We start from the raw sequence: 18017 nt of genomic DNA on the forward strand, positions 1-18017 counted from the left end.
GATAAGGCGTCAATTGCGACGGGGTGAGCGATCACCCTTTCGTGTGCTTTTCACCAAAGACCTCAAGGCAGTTGAGGCCAGCGCCGACAAATGATCCGTGAGTACCCTTGCGCACACCATGATGACCGCCGCCCGCTCCGCAGACTCCGGCCTCGCCGGCCCGGGCGGGCTCGACCGCTACCCCTTTGCCGAGGCGCCCGCCGCCGACCGCGGGATGTCCGCCTGGGACGCCGCGGACCCCGAGCTGGGGCGCGTGGGCCGACGCTCCGCGGGCAGCCGTGGACGCGGGCTGCACGGCCAACTCGTCCAGCAGCTGGGCCAGATGATCGTTTCGGGCGACCTGGGCGCCGACCGCCCGCTGGTGCCCGAGGAGATCGGCCAGCGTTTCGAGGTCTCCCGCACCGTCGTCCGTGAGTCCCTCCGTGTCCTGGAGGCCAAGGGCCTGGTCAGTGCCCGTCCGAACGTCGGCACGCGCGTGCGCCCCGTCAGCGACTGGAACCTGCTCGACCCGGACATCATCGAGTGGCGGGCCTTCGGGCCGCAGCGCGACGATCAGCGCCGCGAGCTGGGCGAGCTGCGCTGGACGATCGAACCGCTCGCCGCTCGCCTCGCCGCCGGGCACGGACGCGACGATGTCCAGCAGCGGCTCTCCGACATGGTCGAGATCATGGGGCATGCCATGGGGCAGGGTGACGCGCTCACCTTCTCCCGCGCGGACGCCGAGTTCCACTCCTTGCTCATCCAGCTCGCGGGCAACCGCATGCTGGAACATCTTTCGGGAATCGTCTCGGCGGCCCTTCAGGTCTCCGGCGGTCCGGTCACGGGGTGTGAGCGGCCGAACGAGGCGTCGCTGGTGCAGCACGGCAGGATCGTCGACGCCCTCGCCACGGGCGACGGGACGGCGGCCGAGGCGGCCGTACGACAACTGCTCACCATTCATCCTGAGGTCGAGCGCGTGGTGCCGGCGCCGCGCGAGCACTGACCGCGCACCGCGGGCGGTACGGCCGGAGGGTGCCTCCCCCTCCTGGGCATCGTTCGGCCGGTGAACCGTCCCTCCGTCGGACCCCGCAGGATCCTTCGGAATCCTGCGGGGTCCGACGGTGTGACAGGGCAGTTTTCTCCTCGAAGGGCTCACCGATGACCGCCTCTGTCCGCTTCTGACCGTTTTTGAACGCTTACGGGGTGTGACTCGGGCCACGCAGATTGGGCGTAACGCTTGTGGAAACAACGCGATGACCTAAGAGGTGACAGCCGCGGAGGGAATACGGACGCCGTAAAAGGCGCTGTGCATCTTCCCGGCCCCCGCCCGCACCGTCGGCCCATCCCCACGGCCGGTGGTCGGTTCCTGTCCATCCCGGACGGGGCCGGAAGCCGTTTTCCAACGTTCCGAGAGGTTGTTCGTGTCGGCCAGCACATCCCGTACGCTCCCGCCGGAGATCGCCGAGTCCGTCTCTGTCATGGCTCTCATTGAGCGGGGAAAGGCTGAGGGGCAGATCGCCGGCGATGACGTGCGTCGGGCCTTCGAAGCTGACCAGATTCCGGCCACTCAGTGGAAGAACGTACTGCGCAGCCTCAACCAGATCCTCGAGGAAGAGGGTGTGACGCTGATGGTCAGTGCCGCGGAGCCCAAGCGCACCCGAAAGAGCGTCGCAGCGAAGAGTCCGGCCAAGCGCACCGCCACCAAGACGGTTGCTGCGAAGACGGTGACCACGAAGAAGGCCACCGCCACCGCCACCCCGGCGGCGCCCGCCGCCGAGGCCTCCGTCGAGGACGAGGCGCCCGTGAAGAAGGCTGCCGCCAAGAAGACGACGACCGCCAAGAAGGCGGTCGCGAAGAAGACCGTCGCCAAGAAGACGGCGGCGAAGAAGACGACCGCCGGCAAGGACGACGCCGAGGGCGCCGAGGACGAGGTCCTCGAGGAGATCAAGCCCGGCGAAGAGGAAGAGGAGGGCGGCGAGGCCAAGGGCTTCGTCCTCTCCGACGACGACGAGGACGACGCGCCTGCCCAGCAGGTCGCCGTGGCCGGTGCCACCGCCGACCCCGTCAAGGACTACCTCAAGCAGATCGGCAAGGTCCCGCTGCTCAACGCGGAGCAGGAGGTCGAGCTCGCCAAGCGCATCGAGGCCGGTCTGTTCGCCGAGGACAAGCTGTCCAACGCCGACAAGCTGGCTCCGAAGCTCAAGCGTGAGCTGGAGATCATCGCCGAGGACGGCCGTCGCGCCAAGAACCACCTCCTGGAGGCCAACCTCCGTCTGGTGGTCTCCCTGGCCAAGCGCTACACCGGTCGCGGCATGCTCTTCCTGGACCTGATCCAGGAGGGCAACCTCGGTCTGATCCGCGCGGTCGAGAAGTTCGACTACACCAAGGGCTACAAGTTCTCCACGTACGCCACCTGGTGGATCCGTCAGGCGATCACCCGCGCCATGGCCGACCAGGCCCGCACCATCCGTATCCCGGTGCACATGGTCGAGGTCATCAACAAGCTCGCGCGCGTGCAGCGTCAGATGCTCCAGGACCTGGGCCGCGAGCCCACCCCGGAGGAGCTGGCCAAGGAACTCGACATGACCCCCGAGAAGGTCATCGAGGTCCAGAAGTACGGCCGCGAGCCCATCTCGCTGCACACCCCGCTCGGCGAGGACGGCGACAGCGAGTTCGGTGACCTCATCGAGGACTCCGAGGCTGTCGTCCCGGCCGACGCGGTCAGCTTCACGCTGCTGCAGGAGCAGCTGCACTCCGTGCTGGACACCCTGTCCGAGCGCGAGGCCGGTGTGGTCTCGATGCGCTTCGGTCTCACCGACGGTCAGCCGAAGACCCTCGACGAGATCGGCAAGGTGTACGGCGTGACGCGCGAGCGTATCCGCCAGATCGAGTCCAAGACCATGTCGAAGCTGCGCCACCCGTCGCGTTCGCAGGTGCTGCGCGACTACCTCGACTAGGTCGCGGTCGTACGGCGTCGAAGGCCCGGTTCTCCTGGTGGGAGCCGGGCCTTCGTGCTGAGCGGGTGCGCGCCGTGCCGACGTGGATCACTCTGGGTGTCCCATGACCACCCCAGAGTGAGGAGCGTGCATGCGCCGTCCCTTTGCCCGGACACTGAACGGGTCGCTGGTGCTGGCGGCCGTGGCGGGTGCCATACCGCTGGTGTCCGCCGCCCCCGTGGCCGCCGACAGCGTCGTCGTCGGCGGGTTTCCCGTCGACATCTCCGAAGGGCCGTGGACCGTGGCCCTGTCCAGCCGTGACCGCTTCGGAGGTACTCGCGCGGGACAGTTCTGCGGCGGTGTGGCCGTCAGCCGGACCGTCGTGCTCACCGCGGCGCACTGTATGGGTGCGAACGTGCTGGGGGCGCCGCCGGACCGGGTGCGCGATCTCAAGGTCATCGCGGGCCGCACGGACCTGCTCTCGGACCAGGGGCAGGAGATCCCCGTCCGCGACACCTGGGTGAACCCCGGATACGACACGAGCACCAACGCCGGAGACTTCGCGGTCCTCAGACTCGCCGAGCCCCTGGCGGGCAGCTCCGTCGTCACGATGGCGCCCGCCGGTGACGCAGCCTACGAGCCGGGGACGGCTGCCGTCGTCTACGGCTGGGGTGACGCCACGGGGGGTGGTGACTACGCACACAGTCTGCGGGCGGCACGCGTGCATGTGCTGGCCGACGCCCTCTGCGAGCGGGCCTACCCGGGCGGCGCCGACGGCACCTATGCCTCCGACGCGATGCTGTGCGCCGGGGAGGCGGAGGGTGGTGTCGACGCCTGTCAGGGGGACAGTGGCGGGCCGCTGGTCGCCCAGGGGAAGTTGGTCGGGCTCGTGTCCTGGGGGAGCGGCTGCGGTCGCCCTGGCAGCCCAGGCGTCTATACGCGCGTGTCTGACGTCGTACGGGCGCTGGGGTGGGGCAGAGGGCTGCGAGGGCCGCACGCGGTCCCCTGAGGGAGCCTGAGGGCCGTTGCCGGATGCGGCGCGGGCGGCCGCCCCTGCTTCCAGGGGCGGCCGCCCGTGTGCCGGCCTGTGCCGACGCTGGCTCGTCGTGGACGCGAGGTGTCAGCGCTCTTCTTCGTTGGAGGATGCCGGAACGGTCGTCAGCCGCTCCGTCTCGTCCTGTATCTCAGCGGCGATCTTCTTGAGTTCCGGCTCGAACTTGCGGCCATGGTGGGCGCAGAAGAGCAGTTCACCGCCACTGAGCAGGACGACGCGCAGGTATGCCTGGGCGCCGCAGCGGTCGCAGCGATCGGCGGCCGTCAACGGGCTCGCGGGGGTCAGAACAGTAGTCACGTCGCCTCTTCTCTAGCTCGACGAGCTGTCGTACCAGGGTCAACATCCAACCAGCCCCAAAACGTTCCCGCTCAGGGTCTCTCCTCGAAAAAAATCTTCGAGTCCGGCTGTCTGCTGCCGGTTGGCGGCGAATGTGCCGTATTGCGTGTCTATGTGTCTTACGGGTTCGCTCTTGCTGTCAAGGTCCATCCTCCCGGCTGGGTTGCCGGTTGTTCATGAGGACGTGCCCGGAGCCTAAATGGTTCATGCCTCGAAGGGAACGTGATATGTACTTCACTCAATCGAGGGATCGAACACGCATGCGACCCTGGACTATCGTGAGTTTGGACGAGGGTGGCGTTACAACGGCTCTACCAGGCCTCGGTACCCTCTTGGCGGCGACCGAAGCCGCGCCCTTACCCACAAGGGCCACATCTGAAATTCAGCGAGGAGCGAACCGCGTGACCGCCGAGACGTCCGTGCCGTCCACAGCGCTGCTGGCAGGAGCAGACCGGGACGGTTCCAACTACACCGCGCGGCACCTGCTCGTCCTCGAGGGGCTCGAGGCCGTGCGCAAGCGCCCGGGTATGTATATCGGCTCGACTGACAGTCGAGGCCTGATGCACTGCCTCTGGGAGATCATCGACAACTCCGTGGACGAGGCCCTCGGGGGCTACTGCGACCACATCGAGGTCATCCTGCACGATGACGCCTCGGTGGAGGTCCGGGACAACGGCCGGGGCATCCCGGTCGATGTCGAGCCCAAGACCGGCCTGTCCGGCGTCGAGGTCGTCATGACCAAGCTGCACGCCGGCGGCAAGTTCGGCGGAGGGTCGTATGCGGCCTCCGGCGGCCTGCACGGTGTCGGTGCCTCCGTGGTCAACGCTCTGTCCGCCCGGCTGGACGTCGAGGTGGACCGTGCCGGGAACACGCACGCGATCAGCTTCCGGCGCGGCGTCCCCGGCTCCTTCGCCGCAGTCGGTCCCGACGCCAAGTTCGAGCCGGGCGGCCTGCGCAAGACCAAGCGGGTCCCCAAGACCCGGACCGGTACGCGCGTGCGCTACTGGGCCGACCGGCAGATCTTCCTCAAGGACGCCAAGCTGTCCTTGGAGAACCTCCACCAGCGCGCCCGGCAGACCGCGTTCCTGGTGCCAGGACTGACCATCGTCGTCCGTGACGAGTTCGGTCTCGGCGAGGGCGGCAGCAAGGGAGAGGAGTCCTTCCGCTTCGACGGCGGCATCAGCGAGTTCTGCGAGTACCTCGCCACCGACAAGGCGGTCTGCGACGTCCTCCGCTTCTCCGGCCAGGGCACCTTCAAGGAGACGGTGCCGGTCCTGGACGAGCACGGACAGATGACGCCCACCCAGGTCACCCGGGAGCTCGACGTCGATGTCGCCATGCGCTGGGGCACGGGCTACGACACCACCCTGAAGTCGTTCGTGAACATCATCGCGACCCCCAAGGGCGGCACCCACGTCGCGGGCTTCGAGACCGCCGTGGCCGGCACCATGAATGAGGTGCTGCGCGCCAAGAAGCTGCTCCGCGTCGCCGAGGACGACATCGTCAAGGACGACGCCCTGGAGGGCCTCACGGCGGTGGTGACGGTGCGACTGGCCGAACCGCAGTTCGAGGGTCAGACGAAGGAGGTCCTCGGCACCTCGGCGGCCCGCCGCATCGTGAACACCGTGATCGCCAAGGAGCTCAAGGCGTTCCTGACGTCCACGAAGCGGGACGCGGCGGCGCAGGCCCGGGTCGTCATGGAGAAGGCGGTCGCTGCCGCACGCACGCGTATCGCCGCCCGCCAGCACAAGGACGCGCAGCGCCGGAAGACGGCCCTGGAGTCCTCGTCGCTGCCCGCCAAGCTCGCCGACTGCCGCAGCGACGACGTCGACCGCAGCGAGCTGTTCATCGTCGAGGGAGACTCCGCGCTCGGTACGGCGAAGCTGGCCCGGAACTCGGAGTTCCAGGCGCTGCTGCCGATCCGCGGCAAGATCCTCAACGTCCAGAAGTCGTCCGTGACCGACATGCTCAAGAACGCCGAGTGCGGCGCGATCATCCAGGTCATAGGAGCGGGGTCGGGCCGGACCTTCGACATCGACGCGGCCCGCTACGGCAAGATCATCATGATGACTGACGCCGATGTGGACGGCTCCCACATCCGGACCCTGCTGCTGACGCTGTTCCAGCGTTACATGCGGCCGATGATCGAGGCGGGCCGGGTGTTCGCGGCGGTGCCGCCGCTGCATCGCGTCGAGCTCGTCCAGCCCAAGAAGGGGCAGGACAAGTACGTCTACACGTACTCGGACCGAGAGCTGCGCGACAAGCTCATGGAGTTCCAGACGAAGGGCGTCCGGTACAAGGACTCCATCCAGCGGTACAAGGGCCTCGGTGAGATGGACGCCGACCAGCTGGCCGAGACGACCATGGACCCCCGCCACCGCACTCTGCGACGCATCACCTTCTCCGACCTGGAGGCCGCCGAGCAGGTCTTCGACCTCCTGATGGGCAACGATGTGGCGCCGCGCAAGGAGTTCATCTCCAACTCGGCGGCGACGCTGGACCGGTCGCGCATCGACGCGTAACGCCCGCGCCGGCTTGGACCGGGAACCCGGACCGGCGATGCCGGAGTGGGGCCCCGGCCGGGCTTGGCGGGGCCGGGCCGGTGGGCGCGGCTGCGCCGGGAGTGGCCGCCGCGAGTTGGTGAAGTCGCCGGGCTCGGTCCGAGGTGAGTCCGAGACGTGCCTCCGGTTCACCGCGAGGCGCACGAGCGCTTCCGGCGGGGCGCGACGCGGTGAGAACGGGCGGTGTCGGCCGGCGGAGGGTCACCCGCCCACGACCGACTGGCGGCAGCGTCTCTCCACCCGTGGGTGGACGCCGCCGCACTCGCGGATCCACCCGCGATCCACCCCTGCTCCGATCTCCTGACCTGCGGATTTCCGTAGCTTCGAAGGCGTCGGCAGTGCTCGCTGTCGGCACGGCCCTTCTTCGCTCACGGAGGCTCTGATGTCCGGGCTGGTCGACGCGTTTCTGATCGTGGCCGTGGTCGCCCTGGTGATCGCGCGACAGTTCCGTGCGCAGCAGATCGACGCGGGACGGCGCTGGTGGCTGCTGCCCGTCGTCCTGGGTGTCGTGGCGCTGCGCGAGCCCGGCATCGTCGATGCCCATCACCACACGGCGTCGGTCGTCCTGCTCACCGCCGAGCTGCTCGTCGGTCTGGCCACCGGAGCCGCCTGGGCCTGGACCACCCGCATATGGACGGAGCCGGACGGAGTTGTGTGGAGCAAGAGCACCAAGGCGAGCGGCATGGTCTGGTTCGTCGGCATAGCCCTCCGCGTCGGCCTCTACGCCCTCGGTGCCGCCCTGGGCGTCCACCAGGAGTCGTCCGCCCTGCTCCTCGCCCTGGCAGCCACACTGCTCGTCCGCTCCGGGATCCTCGCCCTGCGGGCCCGGTCCCCGCACACGGCTCCGGCACGGGGCGCGGCGTACGGTGACGGCATTCCCCGGCCCGCGTGGAAGGAGCGTGTGTGACGGAGAACGCCTGGACACGCTGGCCTTCGCGGGAAGCACTGGGCCGTGCCGGCGCTGAGCGATCCCGGCGGCTGATCGGCTGGGTCGTGCGGCTGTTGGTGATCGGCATGCTGCTGTGGGGTGCGTACGACAGCACGCACGTCCATGGATGGGGCGTGGCCGGGGCCGTTGCGGGAGTGCTGCTGACCGCCTTCGTCGCCTGGGCGTTCTGGCGCGCCACGCTCGCACACCGGCTCCTGCCGTCGATCGCGCTCATCGCCGTGCTCGTGGGGATCGCGGTCGTGGCACGGGCCGCCGACTTCACAACCGTGGCTCTCGTCATCTGGTGCGGTTGTGCCGTCAGTGCCCTGGAGCGGCTCCCCCTCGCCGCCGCGCTGCCCGTGACGGCGGTCTCCCTCGCGGCCTTCGCCGCGATGAACAACGACGCGTGGCTGACGACGGCGGTGACGGCGGCCGGACTGGCGCTCGCCGGCTACACCCTGCGCCTCGACGCCGAAGCCCGTGGCAGCACCCAGCGGCTGCTGGCCCAGGAGCGGGCCGCGCGGGCGGCGGAGGCGGAGTCGGCGGCCCTCGCGGAACGGGCCCGCATCGCACGGGAGATCCACGACGTGCTGGCGCACAGCCTCTCGGCGCAACTCGTGCACCTGGAGGCCGCCCGGCTTTTGATCGAGCGGGGCGCCGAGCGGGAGCAGATCCTCGAGCGGGTCGTGGCGGCGCGGGGGATGGCGCGGGACGGGCTCGCCGAGACCCGGCAGGCTCTCTCGGCGCTGCGAGGTGATCTCACACCGCTGGAGGACTTCCTGACCCAGCTCGTGGAGACGACCGCCGATGCGGAGGTCACCATTACGGGTGAGCGCAGGGGCCTGTCCGCCGAAGCCTCGCAGGCTGTCCGCAGGGTGGCCCAGGAGGCGCTGACCAATGTCCGCAAGCACGCTCCGGGCGCCAAGGTGCGGCTGAGGCTGGACTACGGCGAACATCAAGTGACCTTGGGCGTACGGGACTCGGGGGGATCGCCGGGCGAACTCACCGCCGCGGGGGCCGGGTACGGTCTGCTGGGCATGCGGGAGCGTGCCGAACTGCTCGGCGGTTCGCTGGAGGCCGGGCCGGACGAGGAGGGGTTCGTGGTGACGTTGAAGGTGCCCGTATGACGGAGGAGGTCCAGGGCAGGACGGCGCGGGTGGTGGTCGCCGACGACCAGACCGTGGTCCGGGAGGGCATCGTGATGCTGCTCGGGTTGCTTCCCGGTGTCGAGGTCGTCGGCGCGGCAGGAGACGGGGACGAGGCGGTGCGGCTCGTGGCCGAACTCGCCCCGGACGTGGTGCTGATGGACCTGCGTATGCCCCGCTGCGACGGCGTGGAGGCGACCCGGCGGATCCGGACCGAGCACCCCGGCACCCAGGTGGTGGTGCTCACCACGTACGCGGACGACGAGTCGCTGTTCCCGGCGCTGCGAGCCGGTGCGCGCGGCTATCTGACGAAGGACGCGGGAGGGGACGAGATCGTCAGGGCGGTGCACAGTGTGCTGTCCGGGGACGCCGGGCTGTCGCCGAGCATCCAGCGGCGGTTGCTGGAGCGGTTGTCGGACCCCGAGCCGCAGCCGGCCGAGCCGGTGGAGGCGCCGGATGGGCTCACGGGGCGGGAGACCGAGGTGCTGGTGCTCATCGCCGATGGGCTCAGCAACCAGGAGATCGCCAGAAGACTGCATGTCTCCACCGCGACCGTGAAGACGCACATCAACAACCTGTTCGCCAAGACGGGGCTCAAGGACCGGGCGCAGGCGGTGCGTTACGCGTATGCGAAGGGACTTGTGCGGCCTCCGGCGGGTTGAGTCACCTGATGGGGTGAAGCGCGAGGGGAAGAAGAGTCGGGGATCTTCCCGTTCTGTCCATCCTTGGGCATGCAGTCAAGCAACGGTCGTCCCCGCGGCGGCGGGGGTGGTCCCGAAAGTGCGGCCGAACACCGTGACGGTCACGACCCGGCACTCGCCGAGGTGCCCGACGCCGTGAGGTACGAGGACCCCTGGTACGACGCGCTCGCCTCCGGCTGGGGTGAGTTGGGTGGTGCGGGCGCGCCTGTGCCGTTGCCGGTTGCTCAGGCCGGGCGCGCGCGGCGGGATGCGGCGGCTGCGGACGTGTACCTCCAGGTGCAGCGCAGTGCGGCCTTCCAGGAGGTGCGCGGCCGGTACCGGAGGTTCGTCGTGCCGGCGTGCGTCGTGTTCTTCGGCTGGTACGTGGCGTACGTCGTGACCGCGACGACCGCGCCCGGCTTGATGGCACGGCCGGTGGCGGGTGCGGTGAACGTGGCGATGGTCGCGGGGCTGGGGCAGTTCCTCACCACCTTCCTGCTGACGTGGGCGTACGCCCGGCACGCGCGGCTGCGCAGGGATCGGGCGGCGCTGGAGCTGCGGTGGGACACGCAGGAGCTGACGCGGGGTATCCGGGGCGGTGCTTCGTGACGGGCAATCATCAGACGCTGGCGCTCCTGCTGTTCAGCGCGTTCGTCGCGGTCACGTTGGCGATCACGACGTGGGTGAGCCGCAACCGGCACGGTTCGGCGGAGGAGTTCTACGCGGGGGGTCGCCTCTTCTCACCGATGGAGAATGGTTTTGCCATCGCGGGCGACTACATGTCGGCGGCATCCTTCCTGGGCATCTCCGGGCTCATCGCGCTCTTCGGGTACGACGGGATGCTGTACTCGGTGGGCTTTCTCGTGGCGTGGCTGGTGGTGCTGTTCCTGGTCGCCGAACTGGTGCGCAACTGCGGGCGGTTCACGCTGGCCGACGTGGTGGCGGCGCGGATGCGTGAGCGGCCGGTGCGGATCGCGGCGGGAACCTCCTCGGTCACGGTGTCCGTTCTGTATCTGGTGGCGCAGATGGTGGGCGCGGGGAGCCTGGTCGCCCTGCTGCTCGGTGGTACCAGCGAGGCGGCGCAGACCTGGACGGTCATCGGGGTGGGCGCGCTCATGGTGATCTATGTGTCGATGGGAGGGATGCGGGCCACCACATGGATCCAGATCGTGAAGGCGGTCCTGCTCCTCAGCGGCACGATCGTCTTGACCGTGCTCGTTCTGGTGCGGTTCCACGGCAATGTCGACCAGCTGCTGCTCACCGCGGCCGAACGCAGCGGGCACGGCGAGAAGTTCCTGGCCCCCGGGCTCAAGTACGGTGAGGACTGGACCGCGCGCTTCGACTTCATGAGCCTCGGACTCGCGCTGGTCCTGGGTACGGCGGGGCTGCCGCACATCCTCTCGCGCTTCTACACCGTGCCCACGGCACGGGCCGCACGCCGTTCGGTGGTGTGGTCGATCGGGCTCATCGGCGGCTTCTATCTGATGACGATCGTCCTCGGTTTCGGGGCGGCCGCGATCGTGGGGCCGGAAGCCGTGCGCGGGTCCAACGCGGCCGGGAACACGGCCGTGCCCCTGTTGGCCCTCGACCTGGGCGGCGGCGCGGACTCCACAGGCGGAACGGTTCTGTTCGCGATCGTCGCCGCCATCGCCTTCGCCACGATCCTCGCGGTCGTCGCCGGGATCACCCTCGCCTCCTCCGCGTCCGTGGCTCACGACCTGTACGCGTCGCTGCGGCGACGGAACGCGAAGCCCCGCAGCGAGGTCGCCGTGGCGCGCCTCGCCGCCGTCGGTATCGGCGTGGTGGCGATCGGGCTCGGCCTCCTGGCCCGCGACCTCAACGTCGCCTTCCTGGTGGGTCTCGCCTTCGCGGTCGCCGCGTCGGCCAATCTGCCGGTGCTGCTCTACTCGCTGTTCTGGCCCGGCTTCACCACCCGGGGCGCGGTGTGGGCGGTGTACGGCGGGCTGATCCCGGCCGTCGTGCTCGTGGTGCTGTCGCCCGTGGTGTCGGGAAGTCCCGCGTCCCTGTTCCCGGGTGTCGACTTCCAGTTCTTCCCGTTGCAGAACCCCGGCCTCGTCTCGATCCCGCTGGGCTTCCTCGCCGGCTGGCTCGGCACGGTCACCTCGGCGGAGGTGGCGGACGAGGCCAAGCACGCGGAGACCGAGGTGCGGTCGCTCACGGGGGCGGGAGCCGCCTAGGCCGTCGAGACGACCACGGGGTGCCATCCGTAAGAGGGAAGGGCACGGTTCCCTTCCCCCGCCCCCACGGGCCGTGCCCTCAGGCGCGGGTCGCCCACACGTAACGGTGTTCCGGGCGGCCCGCGTCGCCGTACTTCAGGGTGAGGCGGGCACGTCCCGTGCGTTCCAGGAGCTTCAGATAGCGCTGAGCGGTCTGGCGGCTCACTCCGGTGCGTTCGGCGATCTCCTGGGCCGACAGGGGGCCTTCGGCGTTCATCAGGGACTGCCGTACGAGCTCCGCGGTCGTGGGGGAGTGGCCTTTGGGCAGGTCCGGTTCCGAGGGTGCGGACAGGGCGCCGAAGATGCGGTCCACCTCGGCCTGTTCCGCCTCGCCGCCGCCATCGAGGGTGCGGCGCAGCTCCGCGTACGCCTCCAGCTTGGCGCGCAGGCCCGCGAAGGCGAACGGCTTGACCAGGTACTGCAGCGCGCCCTGCCGCATCGCCGCCTGCACGGTGGTGATGTCCCGGGCCGCCGTCACCATGATCACGTCGGTCTGGTGGCCGCGGCGGCGCATCTCCTGGACGACCGACAGACCCGTCTCGTCGGGCAGGTAGTGGTCCATGAGGACCAGGTCGAGCCGGGGCAGCAGCTCCACCTGGCGCAGCGCCTCCGCCGCGCTGTGCGCCTCGCCCGCCACATGGAAGCCCGGCACCTTCTCGACATAGGCGGCGTTGACCCGCGCGACACGCGTGTCGTCGTCCACGACAAGGACCTCGATCATCACGACTCCTCCTCGACGACTGCGGGTACGGTGAGCGCCGGTTCCAGGTCGGGGCCCGCCAGGGCCTCCGGCAGGACGACGGTGAACTCAGCGCCCCCGCCGTCGGCCTCGGTCACGGTCGCGCTGCCGCCCTGGCGCTCGGCCAGCCTGCGCACCAGGGAGAGCCCGATGCCGCGCTTGCCGTGTGCCGGCGGCTTCTTCGTGGACCAGCCCTCGGTGAAGACCAGTTCACGCTGTTCCGCGGGGATCCCGGGCCCCGTGTCACGCACCCTGAGCACGGCCGTACGTCCCTCGGCGCGCAACTCGACCTCCACGCGCGCGTGCGGTGTGCCCGCGACGGCGTCCAGCGCGTTGTCCACCAGGTTGCCGACGACGGTGACGATGCCCCGGGGATCGATCAGCTGATCGGGAAGCCAGGTCCGGTCCGAGATCCACAGCGCGACCGCGCGCTCCGCCGCGACGGTCGCCTTGCCGACGAGCAGGGCCGCGAGCAGCGGGTCCCTGATCTTCTCGGTGACCTGCTCCGCGGTGGCGCGATGATCGCCGACCACCTCTCCGACGAACTCCACGGCGTCGTCGTACATCTCCAGTTCGAGCAGCCCGAGGACCGTGTGCATCCGATTGGCGTGTTCGTGGTCCTGGGCGCGCAGGGCGTCGATCAGCCCGCGCGTCGAGTCGAGCTCCCGGCCCAGCTGTTCCAGCTCGGTGCGGTCGCGCAGGGTGGCGACGGCGCCGCCGTCGTCGGTGGGCATGAGGTTGGCGATCAGGACCCGCTGGCCGCGCACGGTGAGCAGGTCGGTGCCGGTCACCCGGCCCGCCAGTACGTCGGTCGTACGGCCCTCGCCGAGCGCCTCGTCCAGGGAGCGGCCGACGGCCTCGTCGCCGATGCCCAGCAGGCGCCGCGCCTCGTCGTTGAGGAGGCGGATACGGCCGCTGCGATCCAGCGCGACGACGCCCTCCCTGATGCCGTGCAGCATCGCCTCGCGCTCCGCGAGCAGCGCCGAGATGTCGGAGAACGCCAGGTCACGGGTCTGCCGCTGGACCCGCCGGGAGATGAGCCAGGCGGCGAGCGCGCCGACGGCCAGGGCACCGCCCGCGTAGGCGAGCAGTCCCGGGATCGCGTGGATCAGCCGGGCCCGCACGCTGTCGTACGCGATGCCCACCGAGACCGCTCCGATGATGTCGCCGTCGCCGTCGCGCAACGGCACCTTGCCGCGGGCCGAGCGGCCCAGGGTGCCGTCGTCGATCTCCATGACCTGCTCGCCGGCCAGCGCCCGCGCGGGGTCGGTGGAGACGATCCCGCCGATCTGCCGCGGGTCGGTGTGCGACCAGCGAACGCCCTTCGTGTTCATGATCACGACGTACTCGGCCTGGGTGGCCCTCCGGATCCGCTCGGCCTCCACCTGTACCGGTCCGTTCACCGACGGGGAGGTGCTCTGCAGGTCCCTCGCGATCTGCGGCTGCTCGGCGGTCGTCTGCGCGATCGCGAGGGCCCGGCGCATCGCCTGGTCGTCCAGCTGGTCGCTCAGCGGCGCGAGGAAGAGCCCGGTCGCGAGCACCGTGACCCCGGCGGCGATCGCGAGCTGCATCAGCAGCAGCTGCGAGAACATCCGCCGCGGCAGACCGAGGCGGAGGCGTCGGGCGGGGGGAGTGGGGCTCATACCCATGACGGTACGCGGACGGGTACGAGCTGCTGTAGGGGTGTGGCGTGGATCTCTTGATCAACACATGGAGGCCGTACGACCCTCATCGCGCGGAAGTCGTACGCCCAGGTCAGCTCGCCAGCGCTGTCGGTGTCAGCTCGCGCACCGCCACCACGTCCATCCGCGCCGGCGAGCCCAGCACCGACGTCCCGCAGCTCTCCGCGCGGGGCGGCAGGGACGCGCTCTGGGCCACGGCGACCCGCCAGTGGCGCCCGTCGACATGCGCGACGGTCACCTCCCAGCGCGGAACCGCGCCGTCCATCCGTACGACGCTCAGCGCGTCCGCCGCGTACTCGGTCGCCGCCGCGCGCACCGCCAGCTCCGCCGCCTGGCCGGGCCGATCCCAGGCCGAGCCTCCGCGGCAGCCCTCCACGACGATCCTTCCGTCCTGGACGCTGTGCAGGATCTCCTTGACGGCGTGGGCCCCGACCCGGCCGTACGCGTAGCCGTAGGGCAGGACGAGCAGCGTCGGCGAGAAGCGATGTCCACCCAGATGGGTGACCTCCCAGACCCCCTCGACCCCGGAGGCGGACAGCTCGGCCGCCAGGGGCCGGCCCAGGAGCGCGCAGCAGCGGTCGCGCTTGCCGTTGGTGCAGACGAGCGCGAGCGGGTCACCTGTGTGGGGGCGTCCGGCGAGCGCCGAGCCGAAGCTGTCGTGGTCACCGGCGCCCAGCGCGGCGAAGTCGAGATCGAGCAGGCGCCGCGGGTCGCGGACCTCGGCGCTGTGCAGCCACACGTTCCCGGGAGCCGTGTGGGACGCGTACACCCGGCGCACGGACGGTGTGCCGCAGTCCGCGTGGCGCCCGGGACGGCGGATGAGCGCGATCCGTACGCCCGTGTCCTTCGCCGCCCGCTCCAGGGCGCGGCCCAGCGCGGGGTCCAGATGGCTCGAGGTGAGCGCATGCGCGCCCCACGGACCGGGCTGCTCGAGGAGCAGCCAGGTCCTCGCGGTCGCCGCGGTCCCGGAAATGGGCTCGTCGAGGTCGCGGGAGACGGATGCACACGTACTCACAGAGGTGAGCCTAACCTGACTTGGCTCGGGGCGACTTCCGACGGTGCTGGTGTCCCGCTACGGCAGGGCTTGAGGCGGCTTGGCGCCTACGTAGAGACCGCTCGGTCGCATGCGCAGCGGGCGCTCCCCGTACTCCTCCAGGGTGTGGGCGATCCAGCCCGCCGTACGGGCGACGGCGAAGATCGTCTCGCCAGCCGTCGCGAGCATCCCGGACGAGGCGGTGAGCACGGCGAGGGCCAGGTCCACGTTGGCGTGCAGCGGGGTGTGGCGGGCGGTGGTGGCCACGACGTCGCGGGCCGCGGCGAGGGCGGGGGCGGCGCGGGGGATCTCCTCCAGGAGGCCGAACAGGGCACGCGCGCGTGGGTCCTCGCCCGGGTAGAGCCGGTGACCCAGTCCCGGGATGCGGCGCCCGGCCCGCAGCTCGTCCGCGATCACGGGGCCCGCGTCGCCGCGGTCGAGCACGTCCAGCAGCAGTCGGTGGGCGAGCCCGCTGGCCGCGCCGTGCAGCGGGCCCTCGAGCACGCCGAGGCCGGCGGAGACGGCCGCGTAGGCGTGCGCGCGGGCCGAAGCGGCGACCCGCACGGCGAGGGTGGAGGCGGCCAGGTCGTGGTCGACGAGCAGCCCCAGAGCGGTGTCCAGGGCGCGCAGGGACGCCTCGTCGGGCTTGCGCGCGCTGAGCCGCGCCCACAGGCGCTCGGCCAGCGAGCCCTCGTCGCGGTGGCCGATCCGCACCGGGGGCAGGGCGGCGACGAGGGTGGGGATGAGGATGCGCGCGGTGCCCAGCACGGCGCTCTCGGACAGGTCGAAGCGCAGCGGGTCCGCGGTCGCGGCGGCGATCGCCGCGACCCGCAACCGGTCGGTGGGCGAGGTGTGTTCGGGCAGTGCGTCGACGGCGCGTCGGGCGACGGAGACGGAGGTGTCGGGGGCCGTGAACGTCGTGCCGGGAAGCATCCGGCCCGTCCACAGCCACTCGGCGATCTCCTCGTAGGAATGGCGCGCGGCCAGTTCGGTCGCGTCGACGCCCCGGAAGTAGTACCGGTCCGTGTCGATGAGCGTGATGCGGGTCCGCACGGACAGCTCGCCGCCGGATCCCGAACTCCCGCCGTTGTCACGCCTGTTGCGCCGGGCGAGCGCCTGTACCTCCTTGGCGTCGAAGGTGCTGCCGCGGCCGCCGGGCACCCGTCGGCTGCCGAGCTGACCGCGGCTCACATAGGCGTAGACGGTCTCGGGCTTCACCCCGAGCAGCTCGGCGGCCTCCTTGGTGGTCAGCCGCCGTCCCTCGAGGTCGGGAACGGGTTCGTGATCGCTCATGAGGTCACCGTATCGGCGTTGAGTGAATGTTGATTCAATCAAGATTGATGGCGTCAGAGTCACCTATGGACGGCCGAATCAATTCCGGGGGGTAAGTCCGTCAAGCACAGAGATCGGTGATGCCGGGGCCAGGGTTTCTCGCTGGCAACCTGAAGAAGCTCGTGGTCATCGACCCGCCCCCTCGAACCAGGCCGCCGACTGCCTCAGGCCAACGTCGGCACCGCCACCGGCGGTTCCGGCCCCACATACCGCGCCGCGGGCCGGATGATCTTCGAGTCCTCTGCCTGCTCGAGGATGTTCGCTCCCCAGCCGACCACTCGCGCCGCCGCGAACGTCGGGGTGAACATCTGCCGAGGCAGGCCGCACAGTTCCATGACCACGCCCGCGTAGAACTCGACGTTGGTGTGGAGTTCACGGCCGGGCTTGAGCTCCGCCAGGATTGCCTCCACGCGCTGCTCGACCTCGGTCGCGAAGTCGACCAGCGGGCCGCCGAACTGTTCCGCGATGCCACGGAGCATGCGGGAGCGGGGATCCTCGGTGCGGTAGACGGGGTGGCCGAAGCCCATGATGCGGTCCCCGGCAAGGACGTGTTGCCGGATCCACGGGTCGATACGGTCCCGGCTGCCGATCTCGTCCAGCGTGTCCAGCGCCCGGCTCGGAGCGCCTCCGTGGAGGGGGCCGGAGAGCGCCCCCACCGCACCGGCCAGCGCGGCCGCCACGTCCGCCCCGGTCGATGCGATCACTCTCGCCGTGAACGTTGACGCGTTGAATCCATGGTCAATGGTCGAGATCAAGTACTGCTCGATCGCCCTCGTCCGGTCCGCGTCCGGTTCCGAACCGGTCAGCATGTAGAGGTAGTTCGCGGCGTACGGCAGATCCGTCCGCGGTTCCACCGGTTCGAGGCCCTGCCCGAGCCGGTACAGCGCCGTCAGCAGCGTGGGTACGGCCGCCGCGGCCGCGACCGTGTCCGCGCGCCGCTGGTCGGCGTCGATGTCGTACACCGGCCGGAACCCCTTCGAGGCCCCGAGCAGGGACAGTGCCGTCCGTAGGCCGGCAAGCGGGCCGGAAGCGCCGCTCGCCGCGGCGAGGGCGGGCAGTACGGCGCGCACGTCCTCGGGCAGGTGACGGAGTTCCGCTGTCTGCGCCGCGAACGCGGACAGTTGCGCGGCGTCCGGCAGGTCGCCGTGGACCATCAAGTACCAGACGTCCTCGAAGCCGCGGGTCCGCGCGAGGTCGACAGCCGAGTACTGGCGGTAGTGATAGAAGCCTTCCAGCCCTCTGACGTCACCGAGTGCGGTGTCGGTGACGACGACACCCGCGAGGCCTCGTGGCACGTCGACGGTGGTGGACGCGGTCTGGTTGATCGGCATGTTCCCTCCTTGAGCTTGATTCGACTGTCCATGCTTGACTAATC

At 70.3% G+C, this 18017-nt stretch carries 15 protein-coding genes; 9 read left to right on the forward strand and 6 right to left on the reverse strand.

All coding sequences use genetic code 11. From position 1 onward, the window contains the following. Window positions 1–97: 97 nt before the first annotated feature. The 3 genes from ACIOHP_RS40080 to ACIOHP_RS40090 all read left to right on the forward strand — a co-directional run bounded on the left by ACIOHP_RS40080 (window position 98) and on the right by ACIOHP_RS40090 (window position 3924). Window positions 98–982 carry a FadR/GntR family transcriptional regulator gene (locus tag ACIOHP_RS40080; RefSeq protein ID WP_361549279.1) on the forward strand — a complete coding sequence of 295 codons (885 nt, stop codon included), beginning with the start codon at window positions 98–100 and terminating at the stop codon, window positions 980–982. A 418-nt stretch (window positions 983–1400) separates the two neighbouring features. Beyond that, the gene (locus ACIOHP_RS40085) at window positions 1401–2936 is read left to right on the forward strand and encodes an RNA polymerase sigma factor (RefSeq protein WP_361549277.1); all 1536 of its coding nucleotides are present in this window, start codon (window positions 1401–1403) and stop codon (window positions 2934–2936) included. 130 nt (window positions 2937–3066) lie between these two features. Next, window positions 3067–3924, forward strand: a complete 858-nt coding sequence (locus ACIOHP_RS40090) for a serine protease (protein ID WP_401895201.1) — start codon at window positions 3067–3069, stop codon at window positions 3922–3924. 111 nt (window positions 3925–4035) lie between these two features. Here the strand turns inward: ACIOHP_RS40090 and ACIOHP_RS40095 are convergent, their stop codons facing one another. Then, a complete protein-coding gene (locus ACIOHP_RS40095; protein WP_046257057.1) occupies window positions 4036–4266 on the reverse strand; it encodes a hypothetical protein in 231 nt (76 codons plus the stop codon). Between the two features lie 440 nt (window positions 4267–4706). On the opposite strand from ACIOHP_RS40095, the gene ACIOHP_RS40100 reads away from it, so the two are divergent. From ACIOHP_RS40100 to ACIOHP_RS40125, 6 genes are all read left to right on the forward strand, one after another. Continuing rightward, window positions 4707–6827, forward strand: a complete 2121-nt coding sequence (locus tag ACIOHP_RS40100; protein ID WP_401895204.1) for a type IIA DNA topoisomerase subunit B — start codon at window positions 4707–4709, stop codon at window positions 6825–6827. A gap of 421 nt (window positions 6828–7248) precedes the next feature. Beyond that, window positions 7249–7773 carry a DUF1453 domain-containing protein gene (locus tag ACIOHP_RS40105; RefSeq protein WP_401895206.1) on the forward strand — a complete coding sequence of 175 codons (525 nt, stop codon included), beginning with the start codon at window positions 7249–7251 and terminating at the stop codon, window positions 7771–7773. Beyond that, window positions 7770–8921 carry a histidine kinase gene (locus ACIOHP_RS40110; RefSeq protein WP_401895207.1) on the forward strand — a complete coding sequence of 384 codons (1152 nt, stop codon included), beginning with the start codon at window positions 7770–7772 and terminating at the stop codon, window positions 8919–8921. Before ACIOHP_RS40105 ends, ACIOHP_RS40110 begins: the two co-directional genes overlap by 4 nt. Beyond that, on the forward strand, window positions 8918–9601 hold the full coding sequence (locus tag ACIOHP_RS40115; protein ID WP_362392359.1) for a response regulator transcription factor: 684 nt from the start codon (window positions 8918–8920) through the stop codon (window positions 9599–9601). The genes ACIOHP_RS40110 and ACIOHP_RS40115 overlap by 4 nt, the downstream gene beginning before the upstream one ends. Window positions 9602–9670: 69 nt before the next feature. Further along, window positions 9671–10228, forward strand: a complete 558-nt coding sequence (locus ACIOHP_RS40120) for a DUF485 domain-containing protein (protein ID WP_401895209.1) — start codon at window positions 9671–9673, stop codon at window positions 10226–10228. Next, a complete protein-coding gene (locus ACIOHP_RS40125; RefSeq protein WP_361549263.1) occupies window positions 10225–11817 on the forward strand; it encodes a cation acetate symporter in 1593 nt (530 codons plus the stop codon). The genes ACIOHP_RS40120 and ACIOHP_RS40125 overlap by 4 nt, the downstream gene beginning before the upstream one ends. Before the next feature lie 79 nt (window positions 11818–11896). Here ACIOHP_RS40125 and ACIOHP_RS40130 read toward each other — a convergent pair whose 3' ends face one another. The 5 genes from ACIOHP_RS40130 to ACIOHP_RS40150 form a co-directional block, all read right to left on the reverse strand. Next, window positions 11897–12577 (reverse strand): response regulator, encoded by a 681-nt coding sequence (locus ACIOHP_RS40130; RefSeq protein WP_046257064.1) that lies wholly within the window; start codon window positions 12575–12577, stop codon window positions 11897–11899. Then, window positions 12577–14238: an ATP-binding protein gene (locus tag ACIOHP_RS40135; RefSeq protein ID WP_401895211.1), complete on the reverse strand. Its 1662-nt coding sequence runs from the start codon at window positions 14236–14238 to the stop codon at window positions 12577–12579. Before ACIOHP_RS40135 ends, ACIOHP_RS40130 begins: the two co-directional genes overlap by 1 nt. Window positions 14239–14350: 112 nt before the next feature. After that, window positions 14351–15292 (reverse strand): sucrase ferredoxin, encoded by a 942-nt coding sequence (locus tag ACIOHP_RS40140; RefSeq protein ID WP_401895212.1) that lies wholly within the window; start codon window positions 15290–15292, stop codon window positions 14351–14353. Between the two features lie 57 nt (window positions 15293–15349). Then, the gene (locus tag ACIOHP_RS40145; RefSeq protein WP_401895213.1) at window positions 15350–16603 is read right to left on the reverse strand and encodes a citrate synthase; all 1254 of its coding nucleotides are present in this window, start codon (window positions 16601–16603) and stop codon (window positions 15350–15352) included. Between the two features lie 203 nt (window positions 16604–16806). Then, window positions 16807–17973, reverse strand: a complete 1167-nt coding sequence (locus ACIOHP_RS40150) for a citrate synthase (RefSeq protein ID WP_401895214.1) — start codon at window positions 17971–17973, stop codon at window positions 16807–16809. Window positions 17974–18017 lie beyond the last annotated feature (44 nt).

Source organism: Streptomyces sp. NPDC087859, from assembly GCF_044742595.1.
Taxonomy (GTDB): Bacteria; Actinomycetota; Actinomycetes; order Streptomycetales; family Streptomycetaceae; genus Streptomyces; species Streptomyces canus_F.

Coding starts and splice junctions, on each gene's coding strand:
- ACIOHP_RS40105 (WP_401895206.1), top strand. CDS start 7,249: ATGTCCGGGCTGGTCGACGCGTTTCTGATCGTGGCCGTGGTCGCCCTG.
- ACIOHP_RS40145 (WP_401895213.1), bottom strand. CDS start 16,603: ATGAGCGATCACGAACCCGTTCCCGACCTCGAGGGACGGCGGCTGACC.
- ACIOHP_RS40120 (WP_401895209.1), top strand. CDS start 9,671: ATGCAGTCAAGCAACGGTCGTCCCCGCGGCGGCGGGGGTGGTCCCGAA.
- ACIOHP_RS40090 (WP_401895201.1), top strand. CDS start 3,067: ATGCGCCGTCCCTTTGCCCGGACACTGAACGGGTCGCTGGTGCTGGCG.
- ACIOHP_RS40130 (WP_046257064.1), bottom strand. CDS start 12,577: ATGATCGAGGTCCTTGTCGTGGACGACGACACGCGTGTCGCGCGGGTC.
- ACIOHP_RS40135 (WP_401895211.1), bottom strand. CDS start 14,238: ATGAGCCCCACTCCCCCCGCCCGACGCCTCCGCCTCGGTCTGCCGCGG.
- ACIOHP_RS40115 (WP_362392359.1), top strand. CDS start 8,918: ATGACGGAGGAGGTCCAGGGCAGGACGGCGCGGGTGGTGGTCGCCGAC.
- ACIOHP_RS40150 (WP_401895214.1), bottom strand. CDS start 17,973: ATGCCGATCAACCAGACCGCGTCCACCACCGTCGACGTGCCACGAGGC.